The sequence below is a fragment of the Dyella acidiphila genome (assembly GCF_014863405.1).
GTDB lineage: Bacteria > Pseudomonadota > Gammaproteobacteria > Xanthomonadales > Rhodanobacteraceae > Dyella_B > Dyella_B acidiphila.
Genome location: NZ_JACZZA010000004.1, coordinates 145,139 through 167,607 on the forward strand (window position 1 = coordinate 145,139; position 22,469 = coordinate 167,607).

A 22,469-nucleotide genomic window follows, 5' to 3' on the forward strand; every position below is an offset into this window, starting at 1 on the left:
GGCGGCGGCGCGTTGCCCGACTTGGATTGTCTTGATATTCCCGGTGACCTTGGTCGGCGTGATGACAATGGCGCCCCATGGCGATACGCCGGATACAAGGCCAATAGCATGGGCAACCGCATTTGTGAGCGCACGCGAGTGACATTGCTCGATGATCATCCGCTCGTCCTGCATGCGCTGGCCGCCTTGCTGGAAGAGACGCAACGGGTGAGCGTGGTGCAGAGTTTCAGCAGTAGCCGGGATCTGCTGGAGGCATTGCCGACGCTGCAGACCGATGTGCTGGTGATGGATTATTCGCTGGCGCCCGGCGATCTCTACGGCGTGAGCCTGCTGCGCACCCTGCGCCAGCGCTTTCCCGCGCTGGAGATCCTGGTGATATCCGGCCATGGCAGCGCATTGACCGCGACGCTGTCGATGCGCTCCGGCGCGCGCGGCTTTGTCTACAAGACACAGCCGGTGGACGATTGGATCGAGGCTATTTTTGCTGTTGCCGCACACCAACGCTACGTCGGTACCGTACCTGCGCGGGAACTCGAGCAGACCGCCGGTGCCCTCGTGCGCGATCGCTCCATCTCCCAATGCGCCGCATTCATGCCGTAGTGCATGCGTAGGTTGGGTTAGCGCAGCGTAACCCAACGATCTCTCTTCGTAGCGACATCGTTGGGTTACCCCCGATCAAGTCCGGGGGGTAACCCAACCTACTTCTCAACGCGATAGTTGAAGCTTGCGCGATTGAAGTCCGTCGCATTCTGCGCCTCGAAATTCCAGCGCCGGCTCAAGTGATAACGCAAGGTAATCACATCGCCCGGATCAAACAGGCCCACGCCGTAGCTCAGGTACAAGCGCGGCGACAGATACTTGCCGACGGTGAAGGCGGAGTTGCCGTTGAGCGCATCGTTGCTGGAGACGCCGATATCGTCGATGCCCAGCTTGCTGCCGATGCCCTTGGCCAGCAGGTTGCCGGTGTATGAACCCAGCGCCTGCGCCGCGGCATTGACCTTGCTGCCGTCGGCACCCGAGGCCTGCGACAGCGGCTTGCCCGTCACCAGGTAGGAGAGTGCGTCGGACTGGTCCATGGTCGGATTGGAGAACACGCTGAGCACTGGACGCTGCGCGGTGCCGGTGATCTGCAAGCCCACCTGCTGACCTTGGTCGATGGTGGCGTTGGGCGTAAGGCTGCGCAGTGCGCGGATGCTCAGGCCGGGGTTATCGATCGGCGTGCTGGCGAACAACAGCTGGCCCTGCTGGATCTGCAGGTTCTGCCCATAAGCTTTGTAAGTGCCGTTGACGGTGATCTGGCCTTGTCCGGTGGTATCGCGGCCGGGACGTTCGTCGACGGTGACGATGCCGCTCAGGCGTCCATCCAGGCCCATGCCGACCAGATGGGCTTTCGGTCCCAGATCCAGCTTGATCGATGCAGTGATCGGCATCGATCCGCTGCCCGCTGGTTGCTGTGGCTGATCGACGATCACGATATCGGGCGAAGCCTTGTTGACGCCGTTGCCGGGCAGCTTGTCGAGATTGACGTCGGCGCTGTCCAGCCGCACCGAGCCGCTGGCATGGATGCCTTGGGCATCGCGCAGTACCAGCACATCGGGCGAGATGGCGACCTTGGCTGCGGGAATATCGACGGCGGTAAAGCCGCTGCCTTTGAGCGTGATGCGCGTAGGCGTCTGCGCATCGAGGCCGGCCACGCCATCGATCGCCAGCGCGCCTTTGCCCGATTGCACGCTGCCGTGCACGCTGAGCTGCTGCGTGGTGGCGGCGCTGAGCGAGAGCTTGCCGTCGGTGAGCTTGAGACCGGCATCGGGCACTTCCGCGGCGAAGCCATCGACGCCGGCCTGGCCGGTGACGGTGGGTTCGGTCAGCGTGCCGCCGAGCTTGAAGTCGCCGTTGAGGCGTCCTTTCACATTGGCCAGCGAGTCGGTGAACAGCGTGATGAAGGCGATATTGTCCAACTGCAGGCCGACGTCGCCGCTCAGCGTCTGTTGCGCGCCGGTGATGCTGGCTTGTCCGTTCAGACGTCCATGGCCGTTGAGTGCTGCGCGCAGGCTGATCTGCTGATTGCCCGGCGCCAGCTTGGCGTTCAAGGCCAGATCGGTGTAGCTCAACACCGGCTGGTCGGGATGCTCGTTATAGGTAAAGCGGCCTTGCGCGGAAGTGATCGAGGCATTGCCGGTAAGCACGCCCGCGGCATTGCGATGCAGCTTGCCGTTGCCTTCCAGCGTGCCCTGCGCACTGAACGGCACGCTGGCGTTGCCGGCGGCATCGGCAATCAGGGTCAGCGGCACGGCGTGCAGCTGATAGCTCGCATCGAGATTGCCGCCCTGGTCGTAGTCGGCGCTCAGGCATAGCAGCGGATCGCCGGCGGTAAGGCAAAGTTGCGTCATGCTCGCACTGCCATGATTCCAGCCCAGGCGTGCCGCCTGCTGCAGATGCCAGCGCGGCATGCCGGACAGATCCAGCGACAGCATGCTCAGGCTGCCGTTCCAGTCCTGGCCTTTCAATGCGCCGTTCAAGGCCAGCGCGATCGACAAGGGCTGGCCTTGCGCATCGAGCGTGAGTTGATGCTGCGCCGACGTGCCCTGGCCATTGAGCTGGATCTGGCGGAAGGTGAGGCCGCCGAGTTGCGCACCGCTTGCTGCCACGGCGAGTTTTCCGCCCGGCTTGCTGATATCGGGAAGATCCGCCTGCAGGTGCAACTGCGCGATGTGCTGCTCCTGCCATGTCAGCGACTGGCCCTGCAGCGTGCCGCTGACAGCAAGCCCGGGCAGCTTGCCGCGCACGCGGAACTGGCCGTTCAACTGGCCGCCCGATTGCGGCAGCCAGTCGCCGAGCGAGGCGATGGCCAGCGTGAGATCGGCATCGTTGCTGCTGCCGGGACGCGCCAGCAGCTTGATGGTGCTGTTGCCCGAAGCGAGCTCCAGCGTGCCGTCGACGACTTGATCCGGTGCCAGGTGCAGGTGTCCGTTGCCACGCAGCGGCCGCTGGCGCAACTGGCCATCGAGCTTGCGCAGGTCCAGCGTGGCATCCGGATGATCCTGCACCAGCTTGCCTTGCGTGCCGAAGTCGGCATTCAGCAGCCCCGGCCAACCGGCAAACAGTTGGCCGGGATCGAGCTTGTCGGCCTTGGCCTGCAGTTGCCAGGCGAGTGCGGGCTGCAGGGTGAGTGTGCCCTCGGCTGTGAAGTTGCCTTGTGGCTGGCGCAGGCTGAGCGTGTGCAGCTGGATCTGCTGCGGGGTGCCATCGAGATTCAAGGCCAGCGCGGCGAGTTTGTCCGGCGGTCCGATGCTGACCTCGCCTTCGGCGTGGTACTGCTCGGCGCTGCCTTTTGCGTTGAGCTGGCCATGACTGCGCAATACCTGGCCGGCCAGCGTGGCAGGCAGCTCTACATCCTTCCAGTCGAGCGCGAGCTGCGCGCTGAGCGGATGCGCATCCCATTGCACGGTGCCGGCCGCATGCAGCTGGCCTTTGACTTGCGGCGAGGCAAGTTGCAGCGTCTGCAGGGTAAGGGTCTTGAAGTCCTTGTCGAAGCCGGCCTGCAGAGGTTGCAGCAGCAGGCGGTAGTCGTTGAGATCCAGTTCGCCGTTCACGCTGCCGCGGTATTGATCGCCGCTGCCTTGCAGCGTGGCGCCGAGACGGGTGATCGAGCTGCTGCCGAGCAGCGGCTTGGGATCGAAGGCCGGCAGATCGAGTTTGGCCGTCCAGGCGTTGTTGTTGCGCTGATCCAGTTGCACCTGCAGCTGCGCCGGCATCGGCTCGACGAGGGCGAGCTGCAATTGCGCGTTGCGGCCGTCGCCTTGCGCATCTAGGCTGCCGCTGTATTGCGTGTCGCCGACTTTCCACACGACTTGCGCGTGGCCTTTGCCGCGATAGCGCCGGCCCACGCCGAGCTGGCCATCCAGGTCGACCTGCCCATCCGGTGCGCGCAAGGCCAGCCGTGTCACGCTGATGCCGCGGTTGGTCCAGGCGCCGGCAAGATCGAGCTGATGGGAAGCGAACAGCGGCTTGCCGTCCTGGGCGATGGCCACGGGACCTACATGCACCTTGTCCAGCACCAGCGCCAGCGGCGGCTTCAGCGTGAAGCCGCCGGATGACGACGATGTCGGCTGCTGCGACTTGGGCAACGCTACATAGACGCGATCGACGTTCAGTTCGACCACATGCAGGCGCTTGTACAGCAGTGGCGCCAGATGCCAATCCAACTGCACATGATCGAGCTCGACCCGAGTGCCCTGGCCATCGTCGTAGCGCAGTGCGGCGACGGACAGCGGCCCGATCACGCGGCCCTGCGCCTGCTCCACCTGCAGGGCGCCATGGGTGAGGTCTTGCGCCTGCGCAAGCGCGAAGCGCAACCCGCTTGCCGTACCCAGCAGCCAGGCCACGCCGCCACCGATCAGCACGAGCAGCGCCAGCAGGCTCAACGCCAGTGCGCGCAGCCAGCGGCGGCGGGGGCGAGGTGCAGGCGACGGCGCGGGTGCGTTCACGATGTGCCTCACAGGTCCGGCCCGATTACCAGGTGCAGCTCGACACCGTGGCGTTGCAGCGTGCTGCGGATGGGCGTGCCAACGTCGACGCGGATCAGGCCGACCGGCGAACGCCAGCGTACGCCGATGCCGGTGCCGATATTCGGATGCACGTCGGTGCCGTTGAAGGCATTGCCGGCGTCGACAAAGGTGGCGATGCCCCAGCGCGGCGTGAAGTAGTGCTCCACGGTGGCGCTGGCGATCGCCAGGCTGTTGCCGCCGATCACGCGCCCGTAGCTGTTCTGCGGGCCCAGCGATTGGAACGAGAAGCCGCGAATGGACTGGTCGCCGCCGGCGAAGAAGCGCAGCTGCGGCGGCAATGCCTCGAAATCGTCGGTCCATACATGGCCGAGACTGCCGCGCAGGATCAGCCGGTTATTGCGCCAGAAGGCGCGGATCCAGCGCCCATCCAGGGTGAGTTCGCTCATGCGCGCGCTGGACAGCAGGTCGCCCGCGGTGCTGCGCGCATCGAGGCTGACCGACCAGCCGCGGCGCACGAAGTCGAAACTGTCTGCCTGTTTGCGCGTAAGCGACGCTTCCGCGTACACCAGGGTGCTGCTGCCGTGTTGCACGCCGGGCGTGCTTTCCGGTTCGTTCGGGGTCTTGCCCACGTCGAAGGTGCCGGTGAGCACATGCAGGCCTACGGTGCGCACCCAGTTGTGCCACAGCTCGCTTTCGTTGGCGACCAGTTCCAGCGTGCGCGATTGCGAGGTGACGGTGTTGGCATCGCGATAGCTGGCGCCGAAGTTGAGGCTGCGCTCGTTGTCGCCGGGCAAGGGAATGGTGTACTGGCTGGACAGCGTCTTCAGCCGCTGCGCCAGCACGATATCGTTCTTCCACTTGTGGCCAAGCCGATTGACCCAGCGCCGCTCCATCCCGCCGCGGATACCGGCGCCGGTGTCGGTGCCCACGAACAGGCCGCCGGTGTAAATGGTGCGCTTGGCGCGCGCCAGCTGCACGTCGATATCGACCACGCCGTTCTTGGCGGTGTCGAGCTGCGGCATCACGTCGACGGCGGCGAAGTAGTCGGCGCCGTTCAAGGTCTGCTGCAGTTTCAGCAGCTGGTTCTGGTCGAAGTAGTCGCCGCGCTTGAACGGTACATAGCGCTGCAGAAAGCCGGGACGGAATTGCGAGCCTTCGAAATGCACGTCGCCATAGCGATAACGGGTGCCGGTTTCCCAGGCCAACTGGATGGCGGCGCTATGCTCGGCGCGATTCACTTCCACCCGGCGCACGGTGTAGCGCGCATCGAGGTAGCCGTTGGCGAACAGCGCGGCATTGAGCGCGTCGCGGGCGGCATCGTAGGTGGCGTCGTCGAGGCGCTGGCCCTTCAGGCGTTCGATCGCGCGCTGGACTTTCTTCACCGGCGCGAGCGCGGCCGCGTTGTGGTCGAGCCGGATCGCCACCGAGGTGACCAGCACCGGTTGCCCCGGCGTGACATGCAGGGTGACGCGCCAGCCCTTGTCGGTCTTCTCCAATTTGCCGCTGGCGTGGGCGTCGTAGTAGCCATACGGCTGCAGGGCGGTGCCGGCCTGTGCATCGGCCCGGTCGTACAGCCGCCGCACCTGCGCCTCGCTCACATCGCGCGTGGCGTATTGCGACAGGCTTACGCCGGCGATCACCGCCGCCTTGAGCGGATCGTCCACGCCGTCCACTACCAGTTGCACCCCGGCATGGCTCAAGCCGGGGATCAGCAACAACAGCAGCAGACATAGGCAGTGGCGTATCCAACGCATGCGTTAGGGTTCCATCCTCGACTCGGCATCGCAAGTCGCAGCTTAGCCTGCGCACCAATTCAAATAACGTGCTTTTCGCGTTCGCTTCCTCTCCCCGCTGGGGAGAGGATTGAGCTGAGGGGCCACTCTCGCGAGAAATCTCAGCAAAATCTGTTTTTTGCTCTCCCCGCTGAGGGGAGAGGGCCCAAGCGCGATATCAGCCGGTCTTGTCGCCCGACTTGTGCGCAATCCATGCGCCGATCATCGCCGAAATATACGGAATCGCCTGCGCGGCCAGGATGAACATCCACAGCCGGCCTTCCGCGAAGCGCGCGAACACGCTCATGGACATGCCGACCACGCACAGCACCAGCGCGAGCAGCATCAGCATTTCTTCGCGTACCGGGGCGAAGGCGGCGAAGTTGCTGCCGCCCAGGCGGCGGCTCTTGGCGGTCACCACGAACGAGGTCTTTTCGCGCGTGAGGCCGTGCAGGATGCCGCGCGCGATGGCGTGGCTCAGGCTCATGCTGGCGATCGAGGCCATGATGGTGTCGTACCAGCTACACGGTACGCGCGCACGGTACAGCACGATGCCGAAGATCATCTTGGCGAAGAAGAAGCCGATCACCGGCACCAGGAACAGCTGCATCGGCAGGCTGAAGGTCTGCGGCATGGCGACCATGCCGGCGGTCCAGAAGATCGCCATCAGGGTGAAGATCAGGTGCAGCGCATCGGCGAACCAGCTGAACCAGCCGGTGAGGAAGTGGAAGCGCTGGCCGCTGGTGAGCGGGCCCTTCTTGGTCATCCAGTCCCAGCGGCCCTTGAGGATCTGCATGGCGCCGAAGGCCCAGCGGTAACGCTGGCTCTTGTAGGCCTTGAAGTCGGCCGGGGTGAGGCCCTTGCCCATCAGTTCGTCGACGTAGACCAGCTCGTAGCCGGAGTGCATCAGGCGCAGGCCGAGTTCGGCGTCTTCGCAGATGGTCCATTCCGACCAGCCGCCGGTGCCTTCCAGTGCGGAGCGGCGCACCATGGTCATGGTGCCGTGCTGGATGATCGCGTTGCGCTCGTTGCGGTGGTGCATGCCGATGCGGAAGAAGCCGTCGTATTCCCAGGCGGTCATGCGGCGGAAGCGGTTCTGCACGAACTCGCGGTGCGCCTGCGGGCATTGCACCACGGCCACCTTGGGGTCGTGGAAATAGCCGGTGAGGGTGGCCAGCCAGTCGGCGCGCACCTCGTAGTCGGCGTCGATCACCGCCACCACGTCGGCGCGCGGGTCGGTTTCCTTCAGGCCGAAGTTCAGCGCGCCGGCCTTGAAGCCGGGCCACGGTTCCAGGTGGAAGAAGCGGAAGCGCTCGCCGAGCTTTTCGCAGTATTCCTGCACCGGCTTCCACACCGCCGGATCCTTGGTGTTGTTGTCGATCACCAGCACTTCGAAGTTCTGGTAGTCGAGCGCGGCCAGCGAATCGAGCGTGATGATCACCATCTCCGGCGGCTCGTTGTAGCAGGCCAGGTGGATGGAGACGAACGGCTGCTTTTCCGGCGGATCGGGCGGCAGCATGCCGGCATGGCGCACCCACTGGCGCCGCCACAGCACTTCGGTGAACTCGAAGCCGTTGATCAGCAGGATCGCCAGGATCGCCACCTGGGCCGGGAACAGCAGCACCAGCATGCTCCAGTCGACCCAGTCCAGATAGAAATTGAAGGGCAGGGTGACCGACCAGACGATCAGGCCGCAGGCCAGCTGGATCAGCACGTCGAAGAACAGCCGGCCCATGATCTTGAAGCGGCGGAAGCGGATGCCGAACCACAGCATCGGCACGATCGCCAGCAGGCTGGCGGCCAGCGCCTTCCACGGCCACTGGGTGTCTTCGGTCACCGGGCCGGTGAACGGGAATTTAAGCTGCCGGTCGGCGTTGAAGATGCCCCAGTAGGCGCCGGTGCGGCTTTCGCCGAGGTTTTCCTTCCACGGCTGGTCGAAGGCCTCGAACAGGTAGTAGTCGATGTCGTTCTGCTGGGCCCAGATCAGCCATTCGCGGTCGAAGATGGCCTCGTTGGAGATCGACGGGTAGGCACGCTCGCGGCGGTCGCCGTTGGAGGGCCAGCCGGTTTCGCCGACCACCACGTGCTTGTTGGGGAAGCGCCGGGTGATGTTGTGGTAGGCGCCGATCGTGGCTTCGAGGGCGTCCTTGCGGTCCACGCCGTTCCAGAACGGGAACAGGTGGATGGTGATGAAGTCGACGTGGTCGGCCAGCTCCGGATACTTCAGCCAGATGTAGTCCGGCTCGGCGATGGTCACCGGCTGGCGGATATGCGCCCGCGCCCGGTCCAGGTAGGCCATCATCTGGTCGACCGACAGCGCATTGGTGTACAGCACCTCGTTGCCGACCACCACGCTCTGGATGGTGTCCGGGTAGCGGTGGGCCAGGGCGATCAGCGCATCCAGCTCTTTTTCGTTGTGATCCAGCCGCTTGTCGATATCGGCGCCGGCCATCACCTTCAGCCCCTCTTTCTGGGCCAGGCGGTAGGTCTGCGGGTTCTCTTCGGTGGCGTAGGTGCGGATCCGGCCGGTATAGCGGCGCAGCAGCTTCAGGTCGCTGTCGATCTGCTCGTCGGTGGGGTAATCCTGCTTGAACGGGTTCTGGTAGCGCTGGTACAGCGCCACCGACATTCCCTTGATCTGGCCGTGCCAGTCCTGCGGGCCGCGTGGGAGATTGCTCCACCACCACAGGCCGATATTCAACGCGGCGACCACCAGGGCCAGCAGGATGGCGGTGAAAATCGACGGCCAGGTTTTGGATTGGATCGGTGTCGCGCTCAAGAAAATCCCCGTCCTGGTGCCTCTTTCGAGGCGCATAAGCCTGTGCAGCTTAACCAATTAACGGTATGGGGCTCAATAAATTGCGCCCGCCGCGGTCAGCACGAGGTCAGGGCGGCGCCGGTGCCGCCCCCGGCCGCCGGCACAGGTAGGGCATCTTCGCCCGCGGCCGTCTAAGGAATGTGAGCGCCCTTGCTGCCGTCCCCAGCATGCAACGGCCGATTTCCCGTGCACCTGCTGCGAACCTTGCACGCGCCGTGTGCGGAACATCGTTCGTGTGTGTCTGCCGCAAGCGGCGCGTGTCGTTTTCGACGCGGCTCGTTCGTCGTATCAATGAGGCGCTGTCGTCGATGTCGATGCTTGCATTGTTGTGATTTTGATAAGTCGCAATCCATTGCGCTTTTGATTCGCAAGAACTGTTGGTTTTTTTGCGGAAGGTTTTACCGGCGTTGGTGCGTAGCGAGTGGTTGCCAACAACCGCCGCATCTGTGCAGAGCGGCACTACTCGTTGCTGCGCGCTGTGTCTATCTTCGTAGTGGGGGAGGACATCGGATTCATGGCCGACTGGATTTTTGAATCCGGTGTATTGGCGTGGGCGGCGTAACGCTTGCGCGAAACTGACAATGGAGGCACGTCATGAAGTCGCAACAGCGGAAACTGTTGTACGTCTTGATCTGCAGCACGCTTGCAGGAACTCTCGGCGCCGGCGTACACGCTCAATCCACCGCATCGAACGCCACTACGCAATCGTCGGGAAACGCTGCGCCATCCACCGCCGCCGCGCAAAGCGCACAGGCGCCGAGCGCCAGCGACCAGACGCAAACCAAGACGCTGAAAACCGTCACCGTTACCGGCTCGCTGATCCGCAGTGTCGACGTGGAACTGGCGCAGCCGGTGGTGACCATTTCGCAGCAGGATATCCAGCGCCAGGGCTTTGCCACCGTGGGCCAGTTCCTGCAGAACCTCAGCTCGGCTTCCGCGCCGGATATCAGCAAATCCGATCCTGACGAAGCGGGTCCGGATGTGGGCGGCACCTTTGTCGACCTGCGCAATCTCGGCGCGCAACGCACGCTGGTATTGCTGGACGGCAAGCGCCTGGGTACGTCGTTCGACGGCTTTACCAACCTGGACACCATTCCGGCCTCGATCATCGATCACATCGATGTACTGGCTGACGGTGCGTCGGCGATCTACGGTTCGGACGCGATCGCCGGGGTGGTGAACATCGTCACCAAGAAGGATTTCAACGGCGGCGAACTGGACACCTATAACGGCCGCTACATGCCCGGCGGCGACGGCGACCAGGGCCAGTATGCGGTGACCTTCGGCAAGACCTATACGCGCGGCTCGATCTTGTTTACCGCGCAATACCAGAAGCAGGATGCGATCGATGCGGGCGACCGGCCGTACAGCGCGTATCCGCTGACCGCCAACTTCCCCTACAACGGCTGGGCATCCCTGGGCACGCAAGGCCAGTTCAATCTGAACAACCAGTGGTATGTGCTCAACCAGGGCGGAAATACGCAGAACATCAACGATTTTCACCCGGTGCAGGGGCCGACCTCGTTGAACAACGGCGTGGTGACCAATCCCGGCGATTACTACAACCCCAATCCTGAGAACACCTTGCTCAGCGCCACGAACATGAAGAACCTGTTCGTGCAGGGGCACTACGACATTCTCAAGAACCTCACCGCGGATTTCACCGCCAGTTACAACGAGCAGGGCAATACGGATGAGCTGGCGGGCTTTCCGCTGTCTTCCGCGGCGCTGTTCTCGCAGCAGTATCCGCAGTACACCGGCATGGAGCTGTCGCAATACAGCTACTACAACCCGACCAATGCGCCGGGCCAGACGCCTACCGATCTGCAGTTCCAGCGCATCGTGGCGGAGGTGCCGCGCCTGTCGATGAACAAGGTGGAGAACTTCCGCATCAGCCTGGGCGTGGAAGGCAACTTCAGCATCGGCGAACACCTGTTCAACTGGGATGCGTATTACTACGACACCCGCTACGAAGGCACGATCCTGGAAACCGGCAACTTCTCCCTGCCGAACCTGTTCAACGCATTGGGGCCTTCCTTCCAGGCCGCCAACGGCAGCGTGGAGTGCGGTACGCCGGGCAATGTCATCGCCGGCTGCGTGCCGTTGAATGTGCTGGCGGGGCGCTACAGCCCGGCCATGCTCAACTACATCCTGGTCAACGGCTATGAGCACTACGGCAGTTCGGAAAAAGGACCGCAGGTGGATTTCAGCGGCGACATTCTCGAATTGCCCGCCGGCGACCTGACCTTTGCGATCGGCGCTTCGCACCGCTCGGTGTCCGGCTACGACACGCCCGATGTGCCGTCATCGGAGGGCCTGACCACCAACCTTGCCGGTGCGCCCACGGCCGGCGGCTTCGGCGTCAACGAGACCTGGCTCGAACTGAATGTGCCGCTGCTCAAGGATCTGCCGCTGGTGCAATCTCTGAGCCTGGATGTTGCCGATCGTTTCTCGCATTACAGCAATTTCGGCGGCACCAACAACCGGCAGTTCAAGATCACCTGGAAGCCGATCGACGACCTGATGGTGCGCGGCAGCTACGGCACCGGCTTCCGCGCGCCGACGGTCGGCGATCTGTATGGCGGCATCTCCACCACCTATCCGTTCTATAACGATCCGTGCGACGTGGTGTACGGCCTGGCACGCTACAACACGGCCGTCGCCAAGAACTGCGCCAGTGGCGTCGGCGGCCAGCCGGCGCTGAATCAGGCGGCGCTCAACGCAGCGGTGGGCGGCAGCGGACAGAGCCTGGGCACGGAATTCCCCGCCGGCTTCATGCAGGAGCAATCGCCCGGCACGCCGGTGGTGTCGCCGGGCGGCACGCCGCAATACGCGCCGTTTACCAGCGGCGGCAATCCCAATCTGCGGCCGGAGACGTCCAAGAGCTCGCAGATCGGCATTGTCTACAGTCCGAGCTACCTGTCCGGCTTCAACATCACGCTGGATCATTTTCACTACATCGTGCGCAACGTGATCTCCACGGTCAGCCCGAACGAAGTGCTCAATAATTGCTACGAGCTGGGCATCACCGCCGATTGCAGCCGGTTCCAGCGCACCGCGGCGGACGATTACCAGGTCAGCAGCATGTTCTTCGGCGAGGAGAACCAGGGTTGGATGGATGTGGCCGGCTATGACCTGGGCTTGTCGTACACGCTGCCGAAATTCTCGTTCGGCCAGTTCAAGATCGACTCCAACAGCACCTACTACACGCACAACAACAGCGAGCAGTATGCCGGCGTGCCGGTCAGCTACAACAACGGCTTCGGCGGCTACTGGCGCATGCGTTCCAACGTGACATTGGGCTGGCAGTACCAGAACTGGGGTGCGCAGTGGACGCTGCGCTATTTCTCGCCGCTCAAGGATCCCTGCTACAACGAGCAGTTCTCGGCCTTCCCCTGCACCCTGCCGAACTACTATCTGCCGGGCTCCGGAGTGACGCCGATGACGCAGATTCCGTCGGTCACGATGAACGACCTGCAGGTGTACTGGAATGCGCCGTGGCACGGCACGATCGCGCTGGGCGTCAACAATATCTTCAACCGCACCGGGCCGTATTTCTACGGCGGCTTTACCTCCAGCGGCCCGATCACCGTCGATTCGCAATACGCCTACAACGCGTCCTACGACTTCGGGCGGTTTGTCTATCTGCGCTATACGCAGAAGTTCTGAGGCTGGCTGCGCGCCCCTCCCCGTTGGAGGAGGGGCGTCGCACGGGCGCTTACTTGAGCAGCGAGCGCAGCATCCACGCGGTCTTTTCGTGATCCTTCAGGCGGCCGGTGACCATGTCGGCGCTGCCTTCGTCGCCGGCAGCGTCGGCCACCTTGATCGCGGCGCGCGAGGTGGCGGCGGCGATTTCATGGCCGGCCACCAACTGCTCGATCATGTCTTTCCAATCCGGCACGCCGGGTTCTTCCTTGATGGTGGTGAGCTTGCCAAACTGGCTGTAGGAGCCGGGTGCGAATACGTCGAGCACGCGGATGCGCTCGGCGATCTCGTCGGCGGCCAGCCACAGCGCGTTGTACTGCGTCTGGAACATGCTGTGCAGGCTGTTGAAATGCGGGCCGGTGACGTTCCAGTGGAAGCTGTGCGTCTTCAGATAGAGCGAGTAGGTATCTGCCAGCAGCTTGGACAGCTGTTTGGCGATGGCTTCGCGATCCTTCTTGGCGATGCCGATGCTGGTGGCCATGCGGGTACTCCTTCCTAGGGTTCGGCTTGCGAGCTTACCGAGCCGCGCAGGACAGGGGAAATGGGCATTGCACATGCCGGTGATAGCCACCAGCTATCATGTACAGCTGCATGAACGATACGAAGCCCAACACCTCCTCTCCTTCCGTCGCGCCGGAGCCCGGCCTGCGCGCGCTGCGCACCGCGCTGGACGGCGTTTGCAGCCGCGATTTCGGCCGTCTGCTCGGCCGCTGGCGCCATCTGTCGCGACGTCCGGATGCGAAAAAACTGCAGGCGCTGGCCAGCGATATCGCCGCTTCGGCCGAGCGCCGGCAGCGGCGTGTCCAGAGCAAGCCGCCGATCCGGCTGGACGAATCGCTGCCGATCACCGCGCGCGCGGAAGAGATCGTCAAGCTGATCGGCGAACATCAGGTGGTGGTGATCGCCGGCGAGACCGGTTCGGGCAAGACCACCCAGCTACCCAAGCTGTGCCTGGCTGCCGGCCGCGGCGAAGCCGGCCTGATCGGCTGCACCCAGCCGCGCCGCCTGGCGGCGCGTTCGGTGGCGCGCCGCGTGGCCGAAGAACTCGATACGCAGTTGGGCGACAAGGTCGGTTTCCAGGTGCGCTTCAACGACCAGGTTTCCGAGCACAGCCTGATCAAGTTCATGACCGACGGCATCCTGCTGGCCGAAACCCAGGGCGATCCGTGGCTGTCTGCCTACGACACGCTGATCATCGACGAGGCGCACGAGCGCAGCCTCAATATCGATTTCCTGCTCGGTTATCTGAAGCGCCTGGCGGTCAAGCGGCCGGAGCTGAAGATCATCGTGACCTCGGCCACCATCGATACCGCGCGCTTTGCCGAGCATTTCAACGGTGCGCCGGTGATCTCGGTGGAAGGGCGCGCCTATCCGGTGGACGTGCGCTGGCGTTCGGTCGACGAAGTGCAGGCGCGGCGCAACCAGCGCAGCGGCGAATTGCAGCAGGGCAGCGCCGAGCATGTGGCCGCGGTGCTGGACGAAATCAGTCACGACGATCCACGCGGCGACGTGCTGGTATTCATGCCAGGCGAGCGTGAGATCCGCGACGCGCATCTGCTGCTGTCGCGCCGGCAGTACCGCGAAACGGAAATCCTGCCGCTGTACGCGCGCCTGTCGGCGACCGATCAGGATCGGGTGTTCAAGCCCGGCACCAAGCGCCGCGTGGTGCTGGCCACCAACGTGGCCGAAACCTCGCTGACGGTGCCGCGCATCCGCTACGTGATCGATACCGGCACGGCGCGCGTGAAGCGCTACAGCCAGCGCAGCCAGCTCGAACGCCTGCATGTGGAGCCGGTATCGCAGGCCGCGGCGAACCAGCGCAAGGGCCGCTGCGGCCGCGTCGGACCCGGCATCTGCTATCGCCTCTACGACGAGGCCGATTTCGCCGCGCGTGCCGCCTACACCGATCCGGAACTGCTGCGTTCCTCGCTGGCCAATGTGATTCTGCGCATGCTGTCGCTGCAGCTGGGTGAGGTGGATGAGTTTCCGTTCCTGGAAGCGCCCGATCCGCGCGTGGTCGCCGATGGCTATCGCCGCCTGAGCGAAATCGGCGCGATCGACGAACGGCGCCAGCTCACCGCCACCGGCCGCACGCTGGCGCGCCTGCCGATCGACGTGCAACTGGCGCGCATGCTGGTGGAAGCGCAACAGCTCGGCAGCCTGCGCGAACTGCTGGTGATCGTGGCCTTTCTCAGCATCCAGGATCCGCGCGAGCGGCCGGCCGATGCGCGGCAGCAGGCGGACCAGGCGCATGCGGCGTTTGCCGATCCCAAGTCCGATCTGGTTGGCGTATTGAACCTGTGGCGTGAATACGACACGGCGCATGAGGACCTGACACAGTCGAAATTGCGCGACTGGTGCTCGCGACATTTTTTGAGTTTCCTGCGCATGCGCGAATGGCGCGAACTGCACCGGCAGTTGTTGCTGGTGGTGCAGGAGCTTGGGTGGAAGCTCGATGCTGCGGCGCCTGCCCCTTCTCCCTCTCCCCTCCGGGGAGAGGGCCGGGGTGAGGGGACAGCCTCGCGCAGATCTGCAAACGCGCGGGAAACAAACCCCAAAAAAAGCCGCACAGAACCACCTTCCCGCAAGCCCCAGCCCCTCACTCCAGCCATCTCCCCTGAGGGGCAACGGAGTGAATCCGAGGCGGAACGAACCTACGAATCGGTGCATCGCAGCCTGCTTGCCGGCCTGCCCACGCAAGTCGGCCACAAGGACGAAAAAGGCATCTACCGCGGTACCCGCGAGCGCCGCTTCCAGATATTCCCCGGCTCGGCATTGGCCAAGACGCCGCCGAACTGGGTGTTCGCCGCGCAGATCCTGGATATCGGCGGCCGCGTGTGGGGCATGATGTGTGCGCGCATCGAACCGCTGTGGATCGAGCAGCAGGCGGCGCATCTGTTGCGCAGCAGCTGCCGCGATGCGCACTGGTCGCGCAAGCGCGGCACGGTAGTGGCGTACGAGCAGGTAACCCTGTTCGGGCTGGTGCTGGTGGAGCGCCGGCCGGTGACCTTCCAGCAACAGGACCCGGCACAGGCGCACGAGATCTTCCTGCGCGAGGCGCTGGTACGCTGCGATCTCGAGGCGCGCGCCGATTTCGTGCGCGCCAATCAGCGCGTGCTGGAAGATGCACAGGGTATCGAGGCACGCCAGCGGCGCGAAGGATTGATCCGCCATGAAGATGAGCTGGTCGATTTTTTCCGCGGCAAGCTGCCCCAGGAGATCGCCGGTAGCCGCGCGCTGGATGCGTGGTATCGCAACGCGCGACCGGCCGAGCAGGCGGCGTTGCGCTGGTCGATCGATGACGTGATGGTAGGTGGCGCGGGACTGGATCCGCGGGCCTTTCCTGCTTCGCTGGAGCTGCCGCCGCAACGCTACCGGCTCGAATACCGCTTTGTGCCGGGCGACGATGCCGATGGCGTGACCCTGCATCTGCCGTTGGCGATGCTCAACGCACTGTCGGCCGCACGCTGCGAATGGCTGGTGCCTGGTCTGCTGGGCGAAAAAGTCGCCGAGCTGATCCGCGGCCTGCCCAAGGCGCTGCGCCGCAACTTCGTGCCTGCGCCGGATTTCGCGCGCGCCTTCGTCGAGGCGGAAGCGCCGCGCGACGAGCCGCTGACCAAGGCCCTTGCGGCATTCCTGCGCCGCACCACCGGCGTGGCGGTCGACGCCGCCGATTTCATGCCGGTCGAGCTCGCGCCGCATTTCGCGATGCGCTATCGCTTGCACGATGAAAAAGGCCGCACCCTGGCCACTGGCCGCGATCTTTCCGTGCTGCGCGGACAGTGGGAAGGGCAGGCACGCGAAGCGTTCTCGCGCAAAACCGATATCGAGCTGACGCGCGAAGATGTCACCAGTTGGGACTTCGAGGAAATTCCCGAGCAGGTGCGTTCCGAAGGCGGCTTGCTGGCGTTTCCTGCGCTGGTCGATCTGGGCGACGCCGTTGCCTTGCGCGTGTTCGAGCGCCGCGACGAAGCCAGGGCGGCGCATCTCAAAGGTGTGGAACGGCTGCTGCGCCATGCACTGGCCAGCGATATGAAACAGGCGCGCCGGCGCCTGCCGATCGCCAGCGCGCTGTCGCTGAAATACGCGCCGATCGGCAGCGTCGATGGTCTGCGCGAGGATCTGGTCGAGGGCGGCTTCATCGATATGCTGGCCAGCCAGGATCTGAACGTGCGCAGCGCCGGCACGTTCGAAGCGCTGCGTACGCATGCCGCGCGCGAACTGTTCGCCGCCGCGGTGGAACGCCTGAAGCTGGCTGAGCCGATCATCGAGGCGCAGGCCGAGCTGAAGCCGTGGCTGCAGCCGCCCTTGCTCGGTTTCGCGCGCGCCAGCTACGACGATCTGCGCGAGCAGCTCGATGCCATGCTCGAGCCCGGCTTCTTGCGTGAACTGGCCACCGCGCGGCTGGCGCACTTTCCGCGCTATCTGAAAGCGATGCGCCTGCGCGCCGAACGCCTGCGCCAGGATCCGACCAAGGACCAGCAGCGCATGCTGCAGGTACTGCCGTATTGGCGGGAATACCTCAATCATCGCGCGGCCGCCGCCGCGGAATTGGATGAGCTGCGCTGGCTGATCGAGGAGTGGCGCGTGTCGCTGTTCGCGCAGGAGCTGAAGACGCCCGAGCCGGTGTCGGCCAAGCGCCTGGCGAAGGCGCTCCAGACCGTCAAGCCATAACCGTAGGTTGGGTTAGCGCAGCGTAACCCAACAAATCTGCATCGGAGCAGGCAAGCATCGTTGGGTTACGCTGCGCTGACCCAACCTGCCGCGTTATGCTGCGTCCCTGGTTCACAGGGAAATCGCCACGCCATGGTCCATGCCACCACCACTGCTGCGGGACACCTGGCGGCGTGGCAGGCACGTGCCGGTGCGCTGCCGCCGGTGCTGGCCGAAGCGCTGGAAGTGTGTGCGCAAAACGGCGTGAACGAGCGCGAATGCGGCGATGTGCTCGACCTGCTGGCCATGCTCGGCTGCGATGCGCAGACCCAGGCCGCCGCACTCTGGTTTGAAGTCGCGCGCATCCATCCGCTGGTGTGGGAGCAGCGCGCTGCCTCGTTGCCGGAAGAACTGCAGCGGCTGGTCGCCGGCCAGGTGGCGGCGGAACGGGTGTGGCACTTGCACGCGCAACGGCCGCCGGAGGGCGGTTCGGAAGGTCTGCGCCGCTTGCTGCTGGCGATCATCCGCGATCTGCGCGTGGTGTTCGTACTGCTGGCGCGCCAGCTGGCGCGCATGCGCGCGGCCAGCACCTTGCCGGAAAGCGAGCGGCAGGAACTGGCGCGGCTTACCCGCGACATCCACTCCCCGCTGGCCAACCGCCTCGGTATCTGGCAGCTGAAATGGGAGCTGGAAGATCTCGCCTTCCGCTACTTGCAGCCCGACACCTACAAGCGCATCGCCAAGCTGCTGGACGAACGCCGCGGCGACCGCGAGAACTTCATCCGCGAAGCGCTGGCGGATCTGGGCCGTGCGCTGCAGGCGGGCGAGATTCGCGCCGATCTGGCCGGACGCCCCAAGCACATCTATTCGATCTGGAAAAAAATGCAGCGCAAGGCGCTGGAGTTTTCCGATCTCTACGACATCCGCGCGGTGCGCATCCTGGTTGGCAGCGTGGCCGACTGCTATGGCGCGCTCGGCGTGGTGCATGCGCTGTGGCCGCATCTGCCAGGCGAATTCGACGACTATGTGGCGCGCCCCAAGAGCAACGGCTACCGCTCGCTGCATACGGCGGTGATCGGGCCGCACGGCAAGACCCTGGAAGTGCAGATCCGCACGCACGAGATGCATCGCGCCAACGAGCTGGGCGTGGCGGCGCACTGGCGCTACAAGGAAGGCGGCAGCGGCGATGCGGATTTCGAGGCGAAGATCGCCTGGATGCGCAAGCTGCTGGAGCCGCGCAACGACGATGGCGAACTGGCCGCCGATCTGCAGACCGAACTGCTGGAAGACCGCGTCTACGTGCTGACGCCGCGCGGCGAAGTGGTGGACCTGCCGCATGGCGCCACCGTGCTGGATTTCGCCTATCACGTGCATACCGAAGTAGGTCATCGCTGCCGCGGCGCCAAGGTCAATGGACGCATCGTGCCGCTGACCTATCAGCCGCACAGCGGCGACCGGGTGGAGATCCTCACCGCCAAGGCGGCCGAGCCCAGCCGCGACTGGCTGTCCGTGCATCACGGCTATCTCAATACCAGCCGTGCGCGCGACAAGGTGCGCGCCTGGTTCCGGCGCAGTGCGCACGAGGCGAATCTGGCCGCCGGCCGCGCGCTGTTCGAGCGCGAGCTGAAGCGCCTGGCGATTCCCGACATGGATCTGGCCAGGCTGCCGGCGCTGTTCAATCTGCAAACGCATGACGAAGTGCTGATCGCCCTGGCGCTGGGCGAGATCAGCCCGGGCCAGGTGGCGCGCGTGCTGCAGGAATCGCAGCAGCCGCCGGAACCGCCCGGCGAGCCGCTGCCCACGGCACGGCCTACGGTCTTCGACCACAGTGCGATCAGCATCGAAGGCGTCGGCAATCTGCTCACCGTGCTGGCGCGCTGCTGCCAGCCACTGCCGGGCGATCCGGTGCGCGGCTTTATCACGCGCACCCGCGGCGTGTCCGTGCACCGCGCCAACTGCGCCAGCCTGGCGCGGCTGGCGCGGCGCGATCCGGACCGGGTGATCGAGGTGAGCTGGGGGCAGGCGGCCGCGCAGGCCTATGAAGTGACCATCCAGCTCAACGGCTACGACCGCAAAGGGCTGCAGAAAGATGTGGTCGGCGTGATCAGCAATGCCAACGTCGGCATCATCGCCTCCTCCAGCCGGCTGTTTGCGCGCACCGGCGAGGTGGAGATGCGCTACACCTTGCGCGTACGCGATTTCGAGCAGCTCTCCAGCCTGCTCGACCGTCTCACCGCCCTGCCGAATGTGGTGGAAACCCGGCGGGTGGGCGCCGGCTAGCCGCCCGGCGCCAAGCCCTGGCCGCCAGTTGAACGCAACATCCTGCCCCCGGCGCGCCCCAGGGGCGCAATGTTAAGCTGCGCCCCTTGACTGCCACGTCTTGAGCCATGAGCGGAACCAACGACCCGCGCGAGCCTTCCAACGGCCGTACCGAACCCAAGCTGGGTGACCTGGACCACCTGGACAAGCCGCGTCCGGCGCCCGCGCCGAACGACGGCTTGCCGCCGATGAATGTCGAGCCGGGCTATCGGCGCAATTCGCCGTCGGGCCGCAGCAAGCGCAAGCCCCGGCGCGGCTGGCTGATGCCGGTGTTGATCGTGGCGCTGCTGGCGGTGATCGCGGGGCTGTGGTTCAACCAGAACAGCCTGCGCGGACTGGTGCCGCGCACCGACTTCGACGATGTGCTGCATCGCGCGCAGGCAGCCTTGCAGCAAGGACATCTGGACGGCACCGACGGCACCAGCGCACGTGAGCTGTTCGAAGCGGCACGTGCCCTGGAGCCGGACAACGATGCGGCGCGCCAGGGCCTCAACGATGTCGGCCGCGCAGAAATTTCGCGCGCGGATACCGCCCTGCAGACCGGCAAGATCGACGAGGCACAGCAGGCGCTGACCAATGCACGCGAATTGCTTGGCGGCGGCAGCGACGTGGATCGCCTGACTCAGGCGATCGCCAAGGCGCAGGTATCCAGCGGCCAGACCGGCAACTTGATCAACCAGGCGCAGCAGGCGCTGAGCAGCGGCAAGCTGGATGGCCCGGATGGTGCGGCTGCTTTGTATCAGCGCGTGCTGGCGGCCGATCCGGACAACGCGGTGGCACGCCACGGCATGGACCAGGTCGGCGAAGCGATGGCGGCGCAGATCCAGAAATCGCTCGATGCCAAGGATGCGGTGAACGCGTCGGTGGGCGTCGATCACCTGGCCGCGCTATTGCCCAATTACGCGCAATTGCCGACCTTGCGTGCCTCCTTGTCGGCCTTGCAGACGCAGAACAGCACCACGCTCACCGATGCGATCAGCCAGGGCAACGACGCGTTGCGTGCGGGCCGTATTGCCGGCGATGGCACCGATACCGCACTGGCGCATTTCAAGACCGCGCTGACCATCGACCCTGACAATGCCCAAGCCAAGGCCGGCCTGGGGCAGGTGGCCGAAGCCTTGATCGTGCAGGCCAATGCGGCACTGGACGGTGGCGACACGGAACGTGCGCGACAGTTGCTCGATCAAGCCGGCGGCCTTACACCGGGTTCGGCCGACCTGATCGCGGCGCGTGCGCGCCTGAGCACCACCCAGCCGGCGCCGAACAAGGCACCGGCCGCCGCCGCTGCTCCTGCAGGCGCGGCAGCCAGCCAGGACGACAACACCCCGCCGCCGCAAGTCACGCTGAGTCCGCAGCAGCAATTGCAGGTCGCCACCATGGTGCAGCGCGCGCGTGCCGCCGCGCAGCGCGGCGACATCATGTCGCCGCCGGGCGATTGCGCTTATGACTTGTATCGCGGTGCGCTCGCCATCGACGGCAACGATCAGGCGGCCTTGTCGGGCCTGCAGGATCTGCCGGGCCTGGTGCGGCAGGAATTCAACCGTTCGCTCAGCGGCGGCAACCTGGTCAAGGCGGCCAATTTGCTCGATGCGCTGTCGGGCCTGTCGCCCGGCGACGCCAGCTTGCTGCCGATGCGCCAGCGCCTGGTCGACGGCTGGACCGATCAGGCCGAACAGCAGCTCGACAGCGGCGACCGCAACAACGCGGCGCAATCGCTGGAGCAGGCGCGCAAGCTGTCGCCCAGCGATCAACGCGTGCAGCAGCTCACTGTGCGCATGCAGGGCGGTGGATGACCGTACTCGTCTTTGGGGGCAGCGGCCAGATCGGGCATTACCTGTTACCGATGCTGGCGGCCCGCGATGAACCGGTGGTTGCGCTCAGCCGCGCGCCGCGTGCGCCGATCGCCGGCGTGGAATGGCTCTCCGGGCAACTGCCCTGGGTGCCGGCGATCGATGGCATCTCCGCCATTTTCAGTTTCGGTCCGCTGCAGCCGTTTGCCGACTGGCTGGCCGGTGCGCATTTGCCGCATGCGCCGCGGGTGATCGCCACCAGTTCGATGAGTGCCGACAGCAAGCGCGATTCGGAGGTCCCGGCCGAGCGCGAGCTTGCGCAAATGCTGCGCGATGGCGAGCAGACCCTGGTGGCGGCCTGCGCACGCCATGGCAGCGACTGGACGGTGCTGCGGCCCACATTGATCTATGGGGCCGGGCTGGATAAAAGCCTCACGCCGATTGCCCGCCGCGCGATGCGCCTGCGCGTGTTCCCGCTGCCGGCCGGCGGTGGCCTGCGCCAGCCCGTGCATGCCCAGGATCTGGCGCTGGCAGCGCTGGCGGCGCTGGATACGGCTGCCGCCGCGATGAAGATCCTGCCGATCGGCGGCGGTGAATGCCTGCCGCTGGGCGAAATGTTTGCGCGCGTGCGCCGCAGTCTGCCGGTCGACACACTGCCGTTGCCCATTCCAGCCTGGTCGCTGCGGCTGGCGCGGCGTGGCGTAGCGCGCCTGCGCGGCCCGTTGGGGCGGATGGAGACGGACCTGGTCGCCGACAATGCGCAAATGACCGACCTGCTGGGTGTGCATCCGCGGCCCTTCCGGCCGGATGCCGATTGCTGGACCTGATCTTCCATTCACATGCTGCGGCGGAGGGAGTGGATCGCATCGCCACAAACGCCGCCGCCGCGCGCCCGCCCCGCGCC

At 65.2% G+C, this 22,469-nt stretch carries 10 protein-coding genes; 6 read left to right on the forward strand and 4 right to left on the reverse strand.

Going from position 1 to position 22,469, the window contains the following annotated elements:
• Positions 1-12 precede the first annotated feature (12 nt).
• Entirely contained in the window at positions 13-600 is a 588-nt protein-coding gene (locus tag IGX34_RS08975) for a response regulator (RefSeq protein WP_192555380.1), read from the forward strand.
• A 98-nt stretch (positions 601-698) separates the two neighbouring features.
• Here the strand turns inward: IGX34_RS08975 and IGX34_RS08980 are convergent, their stop codons facing one another.
• From IGX34_RS08980 to IGX34_RS08990, 3 genes are all read right to left on the reverse strand, one after another.
• Positions 699-4,487 (reverse strand): translocation/assembly module TamB domain-containing protein, encoded by a 3,789-nt coding sequence (locus tag IGX34_RS08980; protein ID WP_192555381.1) that lies wholly within the window; start codon positions 4,485-4,487, stop codon positions 699-701.
• Positions 4,488-4,495: 8 nt separating this feature from the next.
• Positions 4,496-6,262, reverse strand: a complete 1,767-nt coding sequence (locus IGX34_RS08985) for an autotransporter assembly complex protein TamA (protein ID WP_192555382.1) — start codon at positions 6,260-6,262, stop codon at positions 4,496-4,498.
• 196 nt (positions 6,263-6,458) lie between these two features.
• On the reverse strand, positions 6,459-9,059 hold the full coding sequence (locus IGX34_RS08990; protein WP_225737336.1) for a glycosyltransferase: 2,601 nt from the start codon (positions 9,057-9,059) through the stop codon (positions 6,459-6,461).
• Positions 9,060-9,692: 633 nt separating this feature from the next.
• Here IGX34_RS08990 and IGX34_RS08995 point away from each other — a divergent pair.
• Complete coding sequence (locus tag IGX34_RS08995; RefSeq protein WP_192555384.1) at positions 9,693-12,767, forward strand: TonB-dependent receptor domain-containing protein; 3,075 nt, start codon at positions 9,693-9,695, stop codon at positions 12,765-12,767.
• Positions 12,768-12,816: 49 nt separating this feature from the next.
• On the opposite strand, the gene IGX34_RS09000 is transcribed toward IGX34_RS08995, so the two are convergent.
• A complete protein-coding gene (locus IGX34_RS09000) occupies positions 12,817-13,284 on the reverse strand; it encodes a Dps family protein (protein ID WP_192555385.1) in 468 nt (155 codons plus the stop codon).
• Positions 13,285-13,394: 110 nt separating this feature from the next.
• Between IGX34_RS09000 and hrpA the strand changes: the two genes are divergently transcribed.
• The 4 genes from hrpA to IGX34_RS09020 all read left to right on the forward strand — a co-directional run bounded on the left by hrpA (position 13,395) and on the right by IGX34_RS09020 (position 22,392).
• Positions 13,395-17,477: an ATP-dependent RNA helicase HrpA gene (hrpA, locus tag IGX34_RS09005; RefSeq protein ID WP_192555386.1), complete on the forward strand. Its 4,083-nt coding sequence runs from the start codon at positions 13,395-13,397 to the stop codon at positions 17,475-17,477.
• A gap of 132 nt (positions 17,478-17,609) precedes the next feature.
• A complete protein-coding gene (locus IGX34_RS09010) occupies positions 17,610-19,736 on the forward strand; it encodes a RelA/SpoT family protein (protein WP_192555387.1) in 2,127 nt (708 codons plus the stop codon).
• A gap of 107 nt (positions 19,737-19,843) precedes the next feature.
• Positions 19,844-21,568 carry a tetratricopeptide repeat protein gene (locus IGX34_RS09015; RefSeq protein ID WP_192555388.1) on the forward strand — a complete coding sequence of 575 codons (1,725 nt, stop codon included), beginning with the start codon at positions 19,844-19,846 and terminating at the stop codon, positions 21,566-21,568.
• Positions 21,565-22,392 carry an SDR family oxidoreductase gene (locus IGX34_RS09020; RefSeq protein WP_192555389.1) on the forward strand — a complete coding sequence of 276 codons (828 nt, stop codon included), beginning with the start codon at positions 21,565-21,567 and terminating at the stop codon, positions 22,390-22,392. The genes IGX34_RS09015 and IGX34_RS09020 overlap by 4 nt, the downstream gene beginning before the upstream one ends.
• The last annotated feature ends 77 nt before the right edge of the window (positions 22,393-22,469 follow it).